This window comes from Pseudomonas izuensis (assembly GCF_009861505.1).
Taxonomy (GTDB): domain Bacteria; phylum Pseudomonadota; class Gammaproteobacteria; order Pseudomonadales; family Pseudomonadaceae; genus Aquipseudomonas; species Aquipseudomonas izuensis.
Window position 1 is genome coordinate 1 of the sequence record NZ_WTFT01000056.1, and the last position, 16,242, is coordinate 16,242.

The following is a 16,242-nucleotide window of genomic DNA, read 5'->3' on the forward strand; positions in this document are numbered from 1 at the left end:
CCCAGCCTGCATGCGGTGGACCGGGCCCTGGCGCATTTTCCGCGGATCATCGGCCTGCGTGACGGGCAGATCCTGTTCGACCTGCCGGCCAGCCAAGTCGACCGCGAGTTGCTGGACAAGCTCTACGCCAACGAGCAACTGCAATCCCCACCGGACCCTGTGCCCCACTTGAGCGTGAAGATCCCCCGATGCTGACCCGCGATGCCCGAGACCCGCCCCCCCGCCCCCGCCTGCTGCTCGGTCTGTTGGCCCTTGCCCTGTTGTGGCCTGGCATCCGCTTCAGCGAACTGGACCTGGGGGTGTTACTGGCGACCGACAGCCAGAGCGAAATGGGCCGCTTCGTGGCGACCTTCTGGCCACCAGCCCATGGTGAAGAGTTCCTCCAGCTGCTGTGGCAAGCCACCCTTCAAACCCTGGCCATCGCCACCGCCGGCATGGCCCTGGCCTTGCTGTTGGCCGTGCCCGCCAGCCTGCTGGCCAGCCGGGCGCTGTCGCTGTCGGCGGCCTCCCGCGCCGGCCGCCCCGGTTACCTGGGCCGCCTGCTGCGCTGGCCGGTGCGTGGCTTGCTGATCTTCCTGCGCAGCGTGCCGGAAATCGTCTGGGCCCTGTTGTTCGTGCGCGCTGTCGGTCTCGGCCCGACAGCCGGGGTGCTGGCCATCGCCATTACCTACAGCGGCATGCTGGGCAAGGTCTATGCGGAGATTTTCGAGTCGGTGGACCAGCGTCCGGCCCACGCGCTGCTGCAAGCCGGCAGCGGCCGGCTCGCATCGTTTTGCTACGGCATCCTGCCCAATGTCGCAGCGGAGCTGCTGTCGTACACGGTGTATCGCTGGGAATGCGCCATCCGCGCCTCGGTGGTGATGGGCTTCGTCGGTGCCGGCGGCCTGGGCCAGCAAATGGACCTGTCGCTGCGCATGTTCGCCGGCGGGGAAGTGGCCAGTCTGTTGCTGACCTTTGTGCTGCTGGTGCTACTGGCCGATCAGCTCAGCCGCCTGTTGCGCTGGAGGCTGGAATGAATCGCCTGATCAATCTGGCCCTGCTGCTGTGCATCGGCGTCGCGGTGGTCGCATCGTTCAGCTATCTGGGCATCGACCTCGGCGCACTGAGTGGCAGTGGCAACCTGAAGCAGATGGGTGCCTATGCGCAGCGCTTTCTCAGCCCGGACCTGAGCCCGGCGCACTTCCAGGCTATCGCCCATGGTGCCCTGGAAACCATGGCCATGTCCGCCCTGGGAACCCTGCTCGCGGCGGTGTTCGGGCTGATATTGGCGCTGCCGGCGGCCGGACGGTTCGGCTGGCCGTTCAAGAGCGCGTCGCGCCTGGTGCTCAACGCCCTGCGGGCGATCCCGGAATTGGTATGGGCCGCGTTGATGGTCCTGGCCGCCGGGCTCGGCCCCAATGCCGGTACCCTGGCCTTGGCCCTGCACACCACCGGCGTGCTCGGCCGATTATTCGCCGAAGCACTGGAAAACACCCCGCCACAACCCGCCGACGCGATCCGCCTGCAAGGCAGCAATGCCCTGTGGGCGTTCTGTTACGGCACCCTGCCCAACCTGTTGCCTCAGTTGCTCGCCTACGTTCTGTACCGTTGGGAAAACAACATCCGCATGGCCAGCGTGCTCGGCTTCGTCGGCGCCGGTGGCCTGGGGCAAATGTTGTATGTCAGCCTCAGCCTGTTCCAGGAAGCCCAGGCCAGCACCGTGATCCTGGCCATGCTGTTGCTGGTGTTCGCCGTCGACTCGCTGAGCAGCTGGAGCCGACAGCGCTGGGTCAAGGCCTGACGTCAGGCTTCGCTGATCTGGTTGACGCTGGTGATCTGCCGGTTCCAGATCATCTCGTAGTGGGCGGTCTGGACAATCGACAGCACTGGCCTTGGGGTCATCAACGCCCAGCAATGGCTGCCCTGCCGGCGAACGGAGTGGTAACGCAGGCCGGGGCATCGGGACTGCCTGATAGCGTTGCCGAATCCATGGGAATGGGTGTAATCGTCAGGATCGTAGATCGGATCGATGATCGAAATGGCCGTCGCGTCTTTCATCGCCTTATCCACAAAAGCACAGGACAGGCCGCGAAAAACAAAGCGCTCATAGTTGAGGTTGTGCACGTTCGACCAGTACAGCGTTTGATGATGCTGCACCTCGGCCAGCGCCGTATCCATGGAGTCGGCCAGGTACAACACGCCAAAGCGGCCATCGCTGAATCGCGATCCCGCCGGGTTGACATGGGTAAAGGGCGCGGTCGCGTACGAGCAACCGGGAATACCAAACGGGATCTCGCTGCGGGCGATCAACTCCAGTTGCCCGACCTCGTTTTTCAGTCGCGGGTTGGTGAGTGCCTGGATCTCGTACAACACCTCGAATTCGTCCGCATCGGCCACGTCGTCAAACATCGCTATCGGCGGAAATTTCGAATTGACCAACCGGTAGGCCTGCACCGACTCGCCGGCGAACGCCGGCAGCTGGTTGACCCTCACCATTGCGCGCCTCGCAGCGCGTCGATTCGCCGAAACGTCTCGTACAGCGAAATCATGTCCCCCTGGGCCATGATCTCCAGCGGGGTCCGCCCGTTGAAAAACTCGTTGTCGTTGGCCATCGACGGGAAACCGTAGACGTTTTGCGGGTTGTCGAAAATCAGGCGCAGGGTGGCGTGAATGTTCAGCACAAAGCTGATGCGCTGCATCTGGTCCGCATCCAGGGCCACGGCCCAGTCGGGATCACGCTGCCTGGCGCGGGTGTAGGTGCTGCGGGAAATGCGCAGGATGTGGCAGGCCTGCTCGCTGGAGGCCGCCCATTTTTCGAGTATGCCGACAGCGGCGCGCAGGCCGGTCACGCACTGGTTCTTGGTAAACCCCTGCTGCACTGGAAGGGCAAGTGGCATGTCCGGTCCCTCATCTTGAATCCACAGACTCATAAATAGGCTTATTAAGTCTATAGATCAAGATGACGACGACCAGCGGCAATCCACCCTCGGCCCCTAGGTACTCAACCCGATCCAACCCTGTACACCGACATACAGCCCCACGCCGATGATCAACACGCTCGACAGGTAAGGCGCACGACGAGCCACCGTGCCCAACCATGGCCAGCGGCTGGCGGCCTGATTGGCACCAATGGCCGCCGCCGCGCCAACCGAGACCAGCGTCAACGCCAGGCCGATACTGAAGCACAGGACAAGCATGCCCCCCAGGGCGATTTCCTTGACCTGAAGGCAAAGCAGCAAAACGGTGATTGCCGCCGGGCACGGGATCAGCCCACCCGTCAGGCCGAACAGGATGATCTGGCCGGTTGTGACTTCGCGATTGGTAAAGCGCCTGCGGATATCATTGGCATGGGCGCGCTCGTGGGCGTCCTGATAACCCTCGATCGACAGCTCCAGGCCTTGCAGGTCGGGATGCGCATGCCCGTGGGCATGCTCCTGGTAACTCAGGTCATAGTCATGGGAGTGCCCTGCATGCCCAAGACTCAAGCGAACGTCGAACTCATGCGGCTCGGGGATATCGGTGGTCGATTGCAGCCAGCCACCCTGCTCGACAAATGAGAACGCCTGAGTGCTGCCGTCCGGACGAGTCGTCAGCAGACGCACGTCGGCGGCCGGCCAGGCATGCCCGCTCAATGCTTTCAGACGCCAGTGCGGCGGCATGCCTGTTTCGAAAATCGACAGTTCAACACGACCATGGCCGGTATCAATTCGGTGAGTTTCATCATGATGATCGTGGCCATGCTCGCCATGGTGGTGATCATCGCCTTGCTCGAACTTGAACATCCGCTCGCCACGCCAGGTGCGCCATAACATCCAAAGCGCAATCAGGATGATCAGCACGGCGGACGCGAGCTGAAAGTAAGGCTCGGTGGCCCGGGCGTTCAGGCCTGCGCCCAGGTACATGCCACCGATGGCGACCAGCCACACCACCGCCGTGTGCGAAAGCGTTGCGGCCAGCCCCAACAACACCGCCTGTTTGACCGAACCCCGGATGGCCACAATGAAGGCCGCCATCAGGGTCTTTGAATGCCCCGGCTCAAGACCGTGCAACGCACCCAGCAATATCGCACTGGGGAAATAGAGCCACGCATGGGCGCTACCCTGCTGCAGCAGTTCCGCAAAATCTGTCATGACCGGGCCTACTTCGAATAACGGCGGATGGCTTCAAGCAACTCGGCAACGCCCTTGGCGCGCTCTTCGTCACTCAGCTCAGGGTTGGCGACATGTGCATGCGCATGAGCTTCGATGATTTCATCCATCAGCCCGTTCATGGCCCCACGGGTAGCGGCCGCCAGGTGCAGCGTTTTCGCACAGTCCGCATCGGCCTCCAGCGCCCGCTCTATCGCCTGTACCTGCCCGGCAATGCGCCGAACCCGTTTCAGCAAATCATCCTTTTGCCCATGAACATGAGACATACCATACCCCCCCTACCTATATATGACGCGCATGATCACTCACATTTGATGCAATCGCAAGCTCTGGGGCCGCACTCCGTGCGTCTATTCACCCCACCCATGCCCTGGCCGCGTGCCATGCTGATGACCAATGACCTCTTCGCGTAGGCCTCAGGGACAATGAACATGAAACCCGGATGCACGCTCGTCCTCGCCCTGTGGCTTTGCACCCTCCTCACGGCTTTCGCCGATGACGCTGTCCGCCCCTTCCACGTCGCCGTCGAGGAGAAGGCACTGGCCGACCTGCACCAGCGCATCGCAGCCACCCGCTGGCCGGACAAGGAGACTGTCGACGATGCATCCCAGGGTGCGCAGCTGGCGCAGCTGCAAGCGTTGGTACGTTACTGGGGCACGGATTACGACTGGCGCAAGGCCGAGGCGCAGCTCAATGCCCTGCCGCAATTCGTCACGACCATTGACGGCGTCGACATCCATTTCATCTGGGTACGCTCGCCGTCCCCGAACGCGTTGCCCATGATCATGACCCACGGCTGGCCCGGCTCGGTGTTCGAATTCATCAAGGTCATCGGTCCCCTCTCCGACCCGGTCGCTCATGGTGGCAACGCCGGCGATGCCTTCGACCTGGTGATCCCGTCCATTCCCGGCTACGGCTTTTCGGGCAAGCCCGGTGGCACCGGCTGGGATCCGGATCGCGTTGCACAGGTCTGGGCGCAATTGATGCAGCGCCTCGGTTACCCGCGATACGTCGCTCAGGGAGGCGACTGGGGCGGGCCGATCACCGGCGCCATGGCGCGTCAGGCGCCAACGGGGTTGCGCGGCATTCACCTTAATCTGCCGGCAACTATTCCACCCGAAGCGGGCGCCGCGCTGGCCGTCGCGGGCCCGGCACCGGCGCAGTTTGATCCGCAGGAACGCGCGACCTACGAGGCCCTGGCCACATTGATCAAACAGGGCAACCTGGCCTACAGCGCCATGATGGCTGCCCGACCTCAGGCAATCGGCTACGGCGTGGCGGACTCCCCGGTCGCTCTCGCCGCATTCCTGCTGGTGCATCCGGGGTTTTCCCGATGGCGATACGGCGCTGACCCGCAACAGTCACCGACCCGGGATCAAGTGCTGGACGACATCACCCTGTACTGGCTGACCAACAGCGGCGCTTCGTCAGCCCGGCTGTACTGGGAAAACAAGGGACGCAGCCCATTGTCTGCCAGCGCCCAGAAGACCGCCGATATCTCGCTGCCGGTGGCGATAACAGTATTTCCGGACGACGTCTATTGCCCGCCGGAGCGCTGGGCCCGGCGTGCCTACAAAAACCTGATTTACTTTCGCCAGGCCGAAAAAGGTGGCCATTTTGCTGCCTGGGAACAGCCGCAGCTGTTTACCGAGGAACTGCGTACGGCGTTCCGATCATTGCGTTGAGGCTATCTGATGGGAACGCCACGCACCTGTAGGAGCTGGCTTGCCAGCGAAGACGGATGGTCAGTCAACATTGATGCTGCCTGTGCGACCGCTTTCGCTGCGGTGCGGCGATCCGACAAGCCAGCTCCTACAGGTGTTTCCAAGGCCGCCACTGGCCATCACTTGAATAATGGATGCCACTCTACTCCGACACCACAACCTGATTACGCCCCCGGGCCTTGGCCCGATACAGCGCTCTATCGGCATTGCTCATCAATCCATGCAGATCCTTGTCACTGGAATCCATGGCCGCAACCCCGACACTGGCCGTGATGCAGTGCACCGGCCCGGTCATCAGCCCGGCAATGGAGTGAACCAGTTCCTCGGCAATGTTCTGCGCGGTCTCAAGAGACGTTTCCGGCAGCAGCACCGCAAACTCCTCGCCACCCAGCCGCCCGTACACGTCGGTTTCGCGAAATGACCGGCAGATCACCACCCCCATTTGCCGCAACACCTGGTCACCGACCTGATGCCCATAGGTATCGTTGATGTGCTTGAAGTGATCCATGTCCAGCATCACCGCACACAGCGGCAACTGATAGTTCTGGCAATGGTTATAGAGGCGCTGGGCATGCTCGAAAAACGCCCGGCGATTTTTCAGGCCCGTCAGTTCATCGGTTTGTGCGGCGCGGGTGGAAATGCTGTGCGCCAGTTCCATTTCACGGGTCAGGCGGAACGCCGTTTCCAGGGCATCGGACAGCTTGCGCGTCGCGCTGCACACAAAGGACGCGAACACCAGGACCGCCAGGCCCATGCCAAGCTGAAGGGTCGACGGCTGGAACAACAGCCAGAGGGTACAGGGCAACAACACCAGCGCGATGGACACCACCGTCATGTAGCGATAGGCCGAGTAGCAGGACACCGCGCTGACGGACATACCGACGGTAAACAGCATGACCAGCGCCTGGGCCAACAGGTCGTTGGCTGGCATGACCGCCAGCGCGCCCCCACCCCAGATGCCGGCGGACAGCACCAGGGTGACCAGGTAGATGCGTTCCCAGCGTTGCGGTGTGCGCGCCGCTTCCGGGCTGTGGAAATAGACCACGAACATCGTGATGCGTATCAGCGTCGAGGCCGTCAGCAGGGCGACCCACCAGGCGACGACGGCATGATCGAAACGTTCCCAGCACAGCCAGCACAGCATGACCAGCGCCAGGAAACTGCCAAAAACCGCTGTGACCGATTGGCGAAACAGCTGTTGCAATCGGTCTGTACGCACCTGCTGGGCGATGAAGCGTTCCTGCTCGTGCCGAAATCCAAGGCCATCCATAGTGTTCGCCTGATAATGCTGCGGTGACGTGAACTATTGTGGCACATCGTTCACGGGCGCCCGCAAAACTCTGTGCTCGCTTGAAAGATTTCGCCTATCGGCAATCAATACTCGCGCTATTAGCTGAGTTGCCGATCGGGGTCTACCTTTATCTAGCGTCGGCGTAGTCTGGCCGGCACAGACCTGATGCGAAGATAAGAATGAGTCAGAAACTGACCAGGCGTAGTGTGGGTCGTCATGATGGCAATTTGACTGCCACTGACAGCAAATACCCACGTGACCGCATCGATCCGAGGATCGAAAGGCGGGTCCGCAAACCTGAGTCATTGATTCCGCTCGCTTCTATTGCAGGCCCGTACCGGGCCGGAAAGCTGAATGAACTCGACCGAGGGTAGCTCAGACATGGCAAATGAATCGAAATGCCCGTTCAATCATGCCGCCGGCGGTGGCACAACGAACCGCGACTGGTGGCCTAACCAACTGAATCTGAAGATCCTGCACCAGCACTCGTCCCTGTCCGACCCCATGGACGAGGGCTTCAACTACGCCGAAGCCTTCAAGAAGCTGGATTTTGCGGCAGTCAAAAGAGACCTGACTGCGCTGATGACTGACTCGCAAGACTGGTGGCCGGCGGACTTCGGCCACTACGGCCCGCTGTTCATCCGCATGGCCTGGCATGCCGCCGGCACTTACCGCACCGGTGACGGCCGCGGTGGCGCCGGTTCCGGCCAGCAACGCTTCGCGCCGCTCAACAGCTGGCCGGACAACGTCAGCCTCGACAAGGCTCGCCGGTTGCTATGGCCGATCAAGCAGAAGTACGGCCGCAATATTTCCTGGGCCGACCTGATCGTGCTCACCGGCAACGTCGCGCTGGAGTCCATGGGCTTCAAGACCTTTGGCTTCTCCGGTGGTCGTCCGGACGTCTGGGAACCGGACGAGGACGTGTACTGGGGCTCGGAAAACAAATGGCTGGGCGGTGACGTCCGTTACGACAAGGGGCAAAAACCCGTACAAGCGCCTGGCGATGTTCCACTGGTGGCTGAGCCCGGGCGAAACGAGGACAGCCGTACCGACCAGGGTCGTAACCTGGAAAACCCGTTGGCCGCCGTGCAGATGGGCCTGATCTACGTGAACCCGGAAGGTCCGGAGGGCAATCCCGATCCGGTCGCCGCCGGCCTGGACATCCGCGAGACGTTCGGCCGGATGGCCATGAATGACGAAGAAACCGTGGCGCTGATCGCCGGCGGTCACGCCTTCGGCAAGACCCACGGCGCCGGCCCTGCCGATAACGTCGGGCCCGAACCGGAAGCCGCGGGCCTGGAGCTGCAGGGGCTGGGTTGGAAAAACAGCTTTGGCACCGGTAAAGGCGCCGACACCATCACCAGCGGACTTGAAGTGACCTGGACCACAACGCCGACCAAGTGGAGCAACAACTTTCTGGAGAACGTGTTCGGCTTCGAATGGGAACTCTCAAAAAGCCCGGCCGGCGCAAACCAGTGGGTTCCGAAAAACGGTGCGGGTGCCGGCATTATTCCGGACGCTCACGACCCGTCCAAGCGCCGCAACCCAACCATGCTGACCACCGACCTGGCCCTGCGCTTCGACCCGATCTACGAGCCGATTTCACGTCGCTTCCTGCAAAACCCGGATCAACTGGCCGACGCCTTCGCCCGCGCCTGGTACAAACTGATCCACCGCGACATGGGCCCGCTCTCGCGCTACCTCGGCCCGGAAATGCCCAACGAAGAGCTGCTGTGGCAAGACCCGATTCCGAAGGTCGACCATGCCCTGGTCAACGACAGTGATGTCGCCGCGCTCAAGAGCAAGGTGCTGGCTTCGGGCCTTTCGGTCTCGCAGCTTGTATCAACGGCTTGGGCGGCGGCTTCTACCTTCCGTGGCTCCGACAAACGCGGCGGAGCCAACGGTGGTCGCCTGCGCCTGGAGCCACAGAAATCCTGGGCCGCCAACCAGCCTGACCAACTGGCCAACGTACTGGCGAAACTCGAAGGCATCCAGAAGGAGTTCAACGCCGGCGGCAAGAAAATCTCGCTGGCGGACCTGATCGTGCTGGCCGGGTGTGCCGGCGTCGAGCAGGCGGCGAAAAATGCCGGGCAAACCGTCACGGTGCCTTTCACACCGGGGCGGATGGATGCGAGCCAGGAACAGACGGACGTCGAGTCTTTCGGCTTCCTCGAACCCATCGCCGATGGCTTCCGCAACTACCTCAAAACCCGTTACCGCGTAACGGCCGAGCACTTGTTGATCGACAAGGCGCAGTTGCTGACCCTCACTGCACCGGAAATGACCGCGCTAGTCGGCGGTCTGCGCGTGCTCGACACCAACGTCGGACAAACCGCCCACGGCGTCTTCACCACCCGTAAGGGCGCGTTGACCAACGACTTCTTCACCAACCTGCTGGACATGGGCGTGGAATGGAAACCCACCTCGGACACCAATGAGGAATTCGAAGGTCGCGACCGCAAGACCGGCCAGCCAAAATGGACCGCCAGCCGCGTGGACCTGGTGTTCGGCTCCAACGCACAACTGCGGGCCCTGGCGGAGTTCTATGCCAGTTCCGACAACAAGGAGAAATTCGTGAAGGACTTTGTGGCGGCATGGACCAAGGTGATGAACCTGGATCGCTTTGACCTGAAGTGAAATAGCAGGCAGGACCATTGGCCACCCCGGCATTCAATACCGGGGTGGCCATTTTATTTCTCGGATCTGACGTTCCTCGTAGGAACAGCAGAGTAAAACGAGGCAGCTCCTACAAGGGATCGATCTGATCCAGCACCCGATTCGCCGTGATCTCCGCCAACATGATGCTGTTGGAAATCCCCAGCAACGCATTGCGCGATCCACCGTCCAGATGATCCACCAACTGATGGACCATCACATCCACCGAAGCCAGCGTCTCGACCAGATAGACCATCAGGGTTTCGGTCTTTGTCTCCGGGTTCACGGTAAACAGAGTGCTGGGTGTACGCGGGGTGGCTTTGATGTCGGCAGTCGAGGGGAAGTGGAAATCGAGGGCACGCTCGGCGGCTTCGTTGAGTTTTTTGGAGTCGGGGTCGTAGGGAGATGTGGGGTCGGTGTCCGGCGGGTTTGGCGTTACTTTGAACATGGACGGAGCCTCTGATGCGAATTATGAGGAGCCATCACCCTCGCTACCAAACGAAGGGTGGCGGCCATACGCAGGTTGGTAGACCGGTCGCATCAGAACCCGGCGCCCGCAAGCGAGCCCCACGCATGGCCACCATATAAAGAACAGTCCAAAAAAATGACTTCATAAGGTGGCGCTGTGCGTCTGAATGCGAAAACCGGGCTACCAAACCCGATCGCTGTTTTCAGCGACCGACAAACGATAGAACCCAGCCCCCAGGCGCACAAGCCGGCGGATTCTGGCGTAACCGTAGGCAACGACGCAAGGCTTTGTAGCTTTCAGGAAATGAGTGTGAGACCCGTTAAACACGCGGGTTCTGATGATGTTTAAAAAGTAGATAAACGCCCTGACTGTAGGAGCGAGCCCGCTCGCGAAAATCACCCAATCACCTCAAGGCGTGTGAAAAGAAGTAGCGACAATTTTTGTGATGTATCAAGGCAAAATAATCTGAAGCTGGAGCAGCGTAGAAGACCGGTAAGTGTGTGGAGCCACTGTGAGCTCCCATGAAAAATGATACTCAGTCCTACCCTCGACTGGGTGATGTACCAGGCCAGGGCTTGATCTTCACATGAGCGCTTTCTGCGTATTGAGGCGCGCTGAAGGTCCTGTTCATGTCAACATTAGTAGGTAACCGTCGGCTATTTCGCCGCTTTAGGTGCTCGCCTAACGATGCCCACCAGATGACGTCCCTACTTGGCAACATAGAGCGTTATTTGCGGCTCCATTACTGTGGACTACACATAGTCCGTAATCATCGAACTGCATCAGCGAGGATTCCTAGTTTAGGAAAGTCGATGGTGTTACCGAATATGAAGGGTGGAAACCAGCTGCCAAGCTCAATTGGGGGGGCCTCTACCTTGTATCCATTTCCCTGAATTCCTTAAATATCGATTCAGCCTAGGGCTTATTCACTATTCAATTGTCCGCTTATCGGTCTACGCTGGCTCATAAAACCTACTGGGCTAGATTTGAATCTGACTACGAAAAGTTTCCCAGTCCTATCGCTGATCGGTTTTCAGGTTGATCCGAAAACTTGTGCTCTTCTAAAGGCGCATATAAACCAGTGCGTCCGCATGAACAAATAAGCATCCAGATGATATAGAGGGCTTTATAGGGCGGCTGGAGATGTTGAACTACCTGCCCACTAGCCGGATACATCGAGTCAACCTTTGCAATCCACCTTTTCAAAGGAAGGAGCAATAACATGGCCCGTATTACGATCAACGGAGTTTCGCTCGACCCGATCAAGAGCGCTCAAGCGCTCAATCTCGCCGGGCTTGAGTTCGAAAATGCTTCCGCATCCGACTACATCCTGGTCCAGACTACCGCGCCGCTTTTGCCTGACCAAGCGGCCGAGCTCGCGAGATTGAGCGTCGTCGTACAGGAATATGTTTCCGAGAACACGTACCTGTGTGGCTATAAGGGAACCGACCTGAAGAGTATCCGATCCCTGGCATTTGTGAGCTGGGCGAACGTATATCTGCGAGGCTTCAAAGTGCCGCCCAACCTTCGGCCGCAGGGGGGGGACCCTGCCTCATACATCCTGCCTCAACCCAATGGGATGTCGCACTCGCGAACCACGCGTACAGTGGACATTATCTTCCACGATGGCGTTGATACCGGGTCTGACGCACTGCGCACTGCAGTCGCGGCGGCCGCGAGGGTGGACAAGGACACGCTGCCTATAGGCCGCGGAAAAGTTCGACTCGCCGTGCAGGAAAAATACCTCGACGACCTCGCCGCGATCGACATGGTGCGTGTAATCCAGACGGTACCCGAGGTTAAGCTGCGCAACAACGTCGCACGGCCAATACTGAACGCCAATGTTGTGGTGGGTGCAATCACCTATCAGGGCGATGGCCAAGTAGTGGCGGTTGCCGATACTGGCTTTGACAATGGATCGACCACGAATCCACACCCCGCCTTCACAGGCCGGGTGGCGAGGCTATATGCCCTCGGTCGTGCGACCAAGGCCGACGACCCGGATGGCCATGGAACTCACGTCTGTGGATCGGTACTGGGCGACGGCTCATCAACCTCGATGGGTGGGGTGATCCAGGGAGTGGCCCCGCGTGCACAGCTAGTTGTCCAGTCGTTGGTTGGCTCGACTGGTCAACTCAGCGGCATCCCGACCGATCTTACTGATCTATTTGAGCCGCCTTACCGTGATGATGGCGCGCGCGTCCACACAAACTCATGGGGAGATGTAACCCCAGGCCAGCCTTACAACTCAATGTCTCGCGAGATTGACCAATTCGTTTGGGATCACCCGGACCTCGTAATCTGCTTCGCCGCTGGCAATGATGGTACTGACGGTAATGGGGACGGCAGCATCGACCCGGCTCAAGTCGGCTCCGAGTCGGCTGCCAAGAACTGCATAACCGTGGGCGCCAGCGAAAGTGTTCGACGCGAAATCCAGGCGGACTTTCCCACATACGGGAGCTTGAGACCGTCCGACTTCCCGAAGCCCCCAATCCACGATGATCAGTTCGCCAACAACGCTGAGGGCATGGCGGCCTTCAGCAGTCGCGGCCCGACCCAAGAACGCCGCTTCAAGCCGGATGTTGTTGCCCCGGGTACAAGCATACTTTCAACCCACTCACGGCATGCACCCGCTGCGAAAAACACCTTCGGGAAGTCAAGCGATTCAGACTACTTTTTTGACACAGGTACCAGTATGGCTACCCCGCTCGTCGCTGGCTGTGCGGCTGTGCTGCGCCAGACACTCGTAATGAACGGTATGCCAACGCCTCCTGCAGCGCTCATAAAGGCGCTCCTGATCAATGGTGCGGTCGAACTCGTTGGTCAGTACAGTCCGAGCGAGGCAGGACCTTCACCTAACAACAATTCGGGCTTCGGCCGGGTCAACCTTCTAGGCTCAGTGATCCTCCCTGGCCCCAACCCCGATGCCGGTCTCGGGGACGGTGGACCGCTCAAGCAGGGTGAAGAATTCACGATCACTGTCGATATTCCTCGGGAGATACCCAAGAACAAGAAAGTGTCTAAGTCGGCACCGGCTTCAGTTGGCGCCAAGGGGCTAGGAGTGACGTTCAAGATAACGCTCGTCTGGTCTGATCCTGCCGGTCCCGATCTTCAGAACGATCTTGATCTGATCGTCAAAGCCGCCGACGGCAGTGAGCGACACGGCAACATGGGGACATCAAGTGGTTTCGACCGCCTGAACAATGTTGAGCAAGTCCAGTGGCCCAACATGCCTCCTGGCAAAGCTACAATCATTATTCGCGCGACCCGCATTACCCGTTTCCCTCAGCCTTACGCTTACGCTTGGCGAATCAGTTAAGGTGGGAAAGGCTGGCGCGAGCCAGCCTTACCTGCTCTGTGTATGCCCGTCATACTGTGGCAGCAGCTGGGATTACTCGAAGAAACCTGGCTCCGCCGAGAGCCCGATGTTTTAATCCGCCCTTTCAGAAGCCGGCTATTGCTTTATTTTCGAGCACAAGACTATCGATCCTACGAAGTGATGCCGAGCATCGGTGTCGAGCGCTTCATGCTCCTCCCTCTCATCAATAAAAGGGGACAGATTTATTTTCGGCCGACCACAGCTGAAAAATAAATTTTCCCCCTTCGCGGTTCAGTTACAGAAATCTTGAATGGGAGTTGGATAAGGTAGAAGCGGTTAACGCAAACCTTCAGTTTGGCGCCTCCTTTCCACCCCACCATAGCGTCGATGTAACGCTAGAGCCGAGCACTGGACGGCTCCAGCAGTTCTCTCCTTGTAGTCCGCGGCAGCTATGGGGCGGTTACAATCTTTCGCGGAAGTCAGAAAACGGCCAAAAACGGCTGTTTGTTGAGCGAAAAAAAGTTTCGATGGCCTGAATGGATTTGGGGGGCATAGTAGGTATGGTTTTGGCCGCGGATAGATCTTAAAGCGTGACGATATGTGAGTGTGTCCCCTTTTCACCTTTAATTGGCCACCTTGTTCAGACTGTTAATCCATGGATGACATGTCGGCAAATGCGTGTTGGCAAAAGGCGGATAAATCTGTTTATTTCAACTGAGCTGAGAGCACATGAAGCTTGCTATTGCCGGATATACGGCAGCTAGCTCGGAGTTTCACTAGCACTAAATATCAAACAGTCATAGTGTGACTGCGGGATACTATTAATTCGTGCCAATTGCAAAGGGTAGGCGACTCTGGCAACCGCATTTGATTCCATACTGATAAGAAGAGCCGCTGCAGGGACGGATAACGGTTCTCAAAATATTCAGGCCACGCATCTTTTAACCGCCTCTCATTTACATTGCATAGTTTGTAGTTGCGCGAAAATCCGTAAGACACAGGTACTAATGTACCATCAGATTCCAGTACAAGAAGACCTAAAGCCTCACTTGGCGGAGTTTTAATAGATATGACTCTCTCGAAGTCAGCATAGACCAATGCCGGATCATCAAGCAAATGCTCGCGATACAGCAAGTCCAGTTGAATCCTCATTGTATCGTAATATTTTGCCTCAAGTGCGGATATAATTATGTATACTCGCTTTAATATTTCGTCACTTGGGAAATCAGTTATCATTTGATGTTCTGCACGCCCACTTAACTCCAATGGGTGAACCTGAAGTAAGCTTGCCCCATTATCAGCTGCAAAACTTGCAGTCCAAATGAGATGCTGCCAATTTTTGCGAGTGAGGCAATTTATGAATCCAAATGGAATTTCTGCATTTTTGACATCCTTGACACCTAATAAAAGCCGATCAAAGGCACGATCCGACCCTCGAATAGAATTATGTATTTCTGGCGGTCCATCCAAACTAAAGGCCAGAACATCAAGTATTTCTCGCAAAGTATCTAACCGGCCTTTCCCTGTAAAAAATCCGTTCGTCGTAACTGTTGTCCGCAACCCCAGTGACTTTGCGTGTGAAAGAATCTTGTTTAGGCCAACGTATAGAAATGGCTCTCCCCCAGATACAGAAACAACCTCATACCCCATGGATGCGGCGTCTGAAATTACGTTGCAGACCACCTCCGGACTTAGCTCGGTTCGAGCGACGGGACTAGAGCAAGAATAACAATGGGGACAAGAGAGATTGCATCTGAGAGATGGGTGGATTTGAAGAATTGCCCGTTTGGTGGGGCCTGGCGCCTCTTTACAAACGGGCAAGGTAACTTGGGCTGGCATAAATCAACCCCTTACGAATGCTTAAAGGTCTCGGAAGAAATTTCAATTTCGGAGAAAGATCCAATATCAATATTTACCCGAAACACATCAGGCCATGGTATGCCAAATGGAAAAGCGGACACGCCTCCAAGGCGGGGGGTTTTTAGAAGAGTATCTTCAAGCAGCTTGCTCAACACTTTCGCATCCACAATTCCTGAAACTCTAATCCCCTCGGGATGTGGAATTCCTTTAGGAAAAACTCTTATCCTATCCATGCCGGATTTTTTAATTCCTGCTATGGTTTTCACTAAATCACTCAACCTTTTGTCATCAATGCCACCCAGCCTGAGTTCTTGCATCAATACTTCCTCGAAAGACTCCTGACTCTTCATGACGCCCTCCTTTCCAATAAAATTGAACGCCAAAACTGAAAGTACCATTCACGATCTAAATAGCATTTTTTAAATTTCCGCCATGCTACTTGCAGGCAGCATAAACCTTAGCACTCATGAAGGATATCAATATATCAAATTGAAATATCCACTATTTCACTCTGTCATTTGGTTTGGGCAAAATTAAAGCCATTCGCATCTTTTTTGTTTTCTCTAGCCTTATAAATTCGAAAAACCATACATCAGCATCATATAGGCAGAAATAGTCTTTCTTTTGCATTGCGACACAACCGGGCTGGAGCGCACTACGACTAAGCGAGAAGCTCGACGGCTCTTCAAGTCGGAAGCCCATGGCTCGATTCGAAAGCGGTGCATTTGCGAAGGAAAGCCAAGCTGCCCTGCATCCCCGCGGGCCCGCCCCCCCCCATTGACCGGTGAATTTACACC

14 protein-coding genes and 1 pseudogene are annotated in these 16,242 nt (G+C 57.9%); 6 read left to right on the top strand and 9 right to left on the bottom strand.

Translation table 11 applies throughout. From position 1 onward, the window contains the following. The 3 genes and pseudogenes from GPL81_RS29905 to phnE all read left to right on the top strand — a co-directional run. Positions 1-195: pseudogene (locus GPL81_RS29905) on the top strand (phosphonate ABC transporter); the annotation flags it as partial. Then, complete coding sequence (locus tag GPL81_RS29910) at positions 189-1,016, top strand: PhnE/PtxC family ABC transporter permease (protein ID WP_160109662.1); 828 nt, start codon at positions 189-191, stop codon at positions 1,014-1,016. The pseudogene GPL81_RS29905 and the gene GPL81_RS29910, both read left to right, overlap by 7 nt. After that, complete coding sequence (gene phnE, locus GPL81_RS29915; protein WP_160109663.1) at positions 1,013-1,780, top strand: phosphonate ABC transporter, permease protein PhnE; 768 nt, start codon at positions 1,013-1,015, stop codon at positions 1,778-1,780. Before GPL81_RS29910 ends, phnE begins: the two co-directional genes overlap by 4 nt. Before the next feature lie 2 nt (positions 1,781-1,782). Here the strand turns inward: phnE and GPL81_RS29920 are convergent, their stop codons facing one another. From GPL81_RS29920 to GPL81_RS29935, 4 genes are all read right to left on the bottom strand, one after another. Beyond that, positions 1,783-2,475: an RES family NAD+ phosphorylase gene (locus GPL81_RS29920; protein ID WP_160109664.1), complete on the bottom strand. Its 693-nt coding sequence runs from the start codon at positions 2,473-2,475 to the stop codon at positions 1,783-1,785. Then, the gene (locus tag GPL81_RS29925) at positions 2,469-2,876 is read right to left on the bottom strand and encodes an antitoxin Xre-like helix-turn-helix domain-containing protein (protein WP_160109665.1); all 408 of its coding nucleotides are present in this window, start codon (positions 2,874-2,876) and stop codon (positions 2,469-2,471) included. Before GPL81_RS29925 ends, GPL81_RS29920 begins: the two co-directional genes overlap by 7 nt. 96 nt (positions 2,877-2,972) lie before the next feature. Then, complete coding sequence (locus GPL81_RS29930; RefSeq protein ID WP_160109666.1) at positions 2,973-4,109, bottom strand: nickel/cobalt efflux transporter; 1,137 nt, start codon at positions 4,107-4,109, stop codon at positions 2,973-2,975. A gap of 8 nt (positions 4,110-4,117) precedes the next feature. Next, the gene (locus tag GPL81_RS29935) at positions 4,118-4,393 is read right to left on the bottom strand and encodes a metal/formaldehyde-sensitive transcriptional repressor (protein WP_096512226.1); all 276 of its coding nucleotides are present in this window, start codon (positions 4,391-4,393) and stop codon (positions 4,118-4,120) included. Between the two features lie 165 nt (positions 4,394-4,558). On the opposite strand from GPL81_RS29935, the gene GPL81_RS29940 reads away from it, so the two are divergent. Further along, positions 4,559-5,812 carry an epoxide hydrolase family protein gene (locus GPL81_RS29940; RefSeq protein WP_246219005.1) on the top strand — a complete coding sequence of 418 codons (1,254 nt, stop codon included), beginning with the start codon at positions 4,559-4,561 and terminating at the stop codon, positions 5,810-5,812. A 181-nt stretch (positions 5,813-5,993) separates the two neighbouring features. Here GPL81_RS29940 and GPL81_RS29945 read toward each other — a convergent pair whose 3' ends face one another. Next, positions 5,994-7,121, bottom strand: coding sequence for a GGDEF domain-containing protein (locus tag GPL81_RS29945; RefSeq protein ID WP_160109669.1), 1,128 nt, complete (start codon positions 7,119-7,121; stop codon positions 5,994-5,996). A gap of 402 nt (positions 7,122-7,523) precedes the next feature. Between GPL81_RS29945 and katG the strand changes: the two genes are divergently transcribed. Continuing rightward, the gene (gene katG / locus GPL81_RS29950; RefSeq protein ID WP_160109670.1) at positions 7,524-9,779 is read left to right on the top strand and encodes a catalase/peroxidase HPI; all 2,256 of its coding nucleotides are present in this window, start codon (positions 7,524-7,526) and stop codon (positions 9,777-9,779) included. A 109-nt stretch (positions 9,780-9,888) separates the two neighbouring features. On the opposite strand, the gene GPL81_RS29955 is transcribed toward katG, so the two are convergent. Further along, on the bottom strand, positions 9,889-10,245 hold the full coding sequence (locus GPL81_RS29955) for a DUF6124 family protein (protein ID WP_160109672.1): 357 nt from the start codon (positions 10,243-10,245) through the stop codon (positions 9,889-9,891). Positions 10,246-11,488: 1,243 nt separating this feature from the next. Here GPL81_RS29955 and GPL81_RS29960 point away from each other — a divergent pair. Continuing rightward, complete coding sequence (locus tag GPL81_RS29960) at positions 11,489-13,585, top strand: S8 family serine peptidase (protein WP_160109674.1); 2,097 nt, start codon at positions 11,489-11,491, stop codon at positions 13,583-13,585. Positions 13,586-14,374: 789 nt separating this feature from the next. Here the strand turns inward: GPL81_RS29960 and GPL81_RS29965 are convergent. From GPL81_RS29965 to GPL81_RS31275, 3 genes are all read right to left on the bottom strand, one after another. Continuing rightward, entirely contained in the window at positions 14,375-15,424 is a 1,050-nt protein-coding gene (locus GPL81_RS29965; protein WP_160109676.1) for a radical SAM protein, read from the bottom strand. A gap of 11 nt (positions 15,425-15,435) precedes the next feature. Then, on the bottom strand, positions 15,436-15,795 hold the full coding sequence (locus GPL81_RS29970; protein ID WP_160109678.1) for a hypothetical protein: 360 nt from the start codon (positions 15,793-15,795) through the stop codon (positions 15,436-15,438). 151 nt (positions 15,796-15,946) lie between these two features. Next, positions 15,947-16,242, bottom strand: a 296-nt coding sequence (locus GPL81_RS31275) for a hypothetical protein (RefSeq protein ID WP_218585674.1), incomplete at its 5' end; no start/stop codon positions are given.

Bases quoted from the DNA above. Each gene is read 5' to 3' on its own strand.
- katG (WP_160109670.1), top strand. From the start codon at position 7,524: ATGGCAAATGAATCGAAATGCCCGTTCAATCATGCCGCCGGCGGTGGC.
- phnE (WP_160109663.1), top strand. From the start codon at position 1,013: ATGAATCGCCTGATCAATCTGGCCCTGCTGCTGTGCATCGGCGTCGCG.
- GPL81_RS29910 (WP_160109662.1), top strand. From the start codon at position 189: ATGCTGACCCGCGATGCCCGAGACCCGCCCCCCCGCCCCCGCCTGCTG.
- GPL81_RS29965 (WP_160109676.1), bottom strand. From the start codon at position 15,424: ATGCCAGCCCAAGTTACCTTGCCCGTTTGTAAAGAGGCGCCAGGCCCC.
- GPL81_RS29935 (WP_096512226.1), bottom strand. From the start codon at position 4,393: ATGTCTCATGTTCATGGGCAAAAGGATGATTTGCTGAAACGGGTTCGG.
- GPL81_RS29955 (WP_160109672.1), bottom strand. From the start codon at position 10,245: ATGTTCAAAGTAACGCCAAACCCGCCGGACACCGACCCCACATCTCCC.
- GPL81_RS29940 (WP_246219005.1), top strand. From the start codon at position 4,559: ATGAAACCCGGATGCACGCTCGTCCTCGCCCTGTGGCTTTGCACCCTC.
- GPL81_RS29970 (WP_160109678.1), bottom strand. From the start codon at position 15,795: ATGAAGAGTCAGGAGTCTTTCGAGGAAGTATTGATGCAAGAACTCAGG.
- GPL81_RS29945 (WP_160109669.1), bottom strand. From the start codon at position 7,121: ATGGATGGCCTTGGATTTCGGCACGAGCAGGAACGCTTCATCGCCCAG.
- GPL81_RS29960 (WP_160109674.1), top strand. From the start codon at position 11,489: ATGGCCCGTATTACGATCAACGGAGTTTCGCTCGACCCGATCAAGAGC.
- GPL81_RS29930 (WP_160109666.1), bottom strand. From the start codon at position 4,109: ATGACAGATTTTGCGGAACTGCTGCAGCAGGGTAGCGCCCATGCGTGG.
- GPL81_RS29920 (WP_160109664.1), bottom strand. From the start codon at position 2,475: ATGGTGAGGGTCAACCAGCTGCCGGCGTTCGCCGGCGAGTCGGTGCAG.
- GPL81_RS29925 (WP_160109665.1), bottom strand. From the start codon at position 2,876: ATGCCACTTGCCCTTCCAGTGCAGCAGGGGTTTACCAAGAACCAGTGC.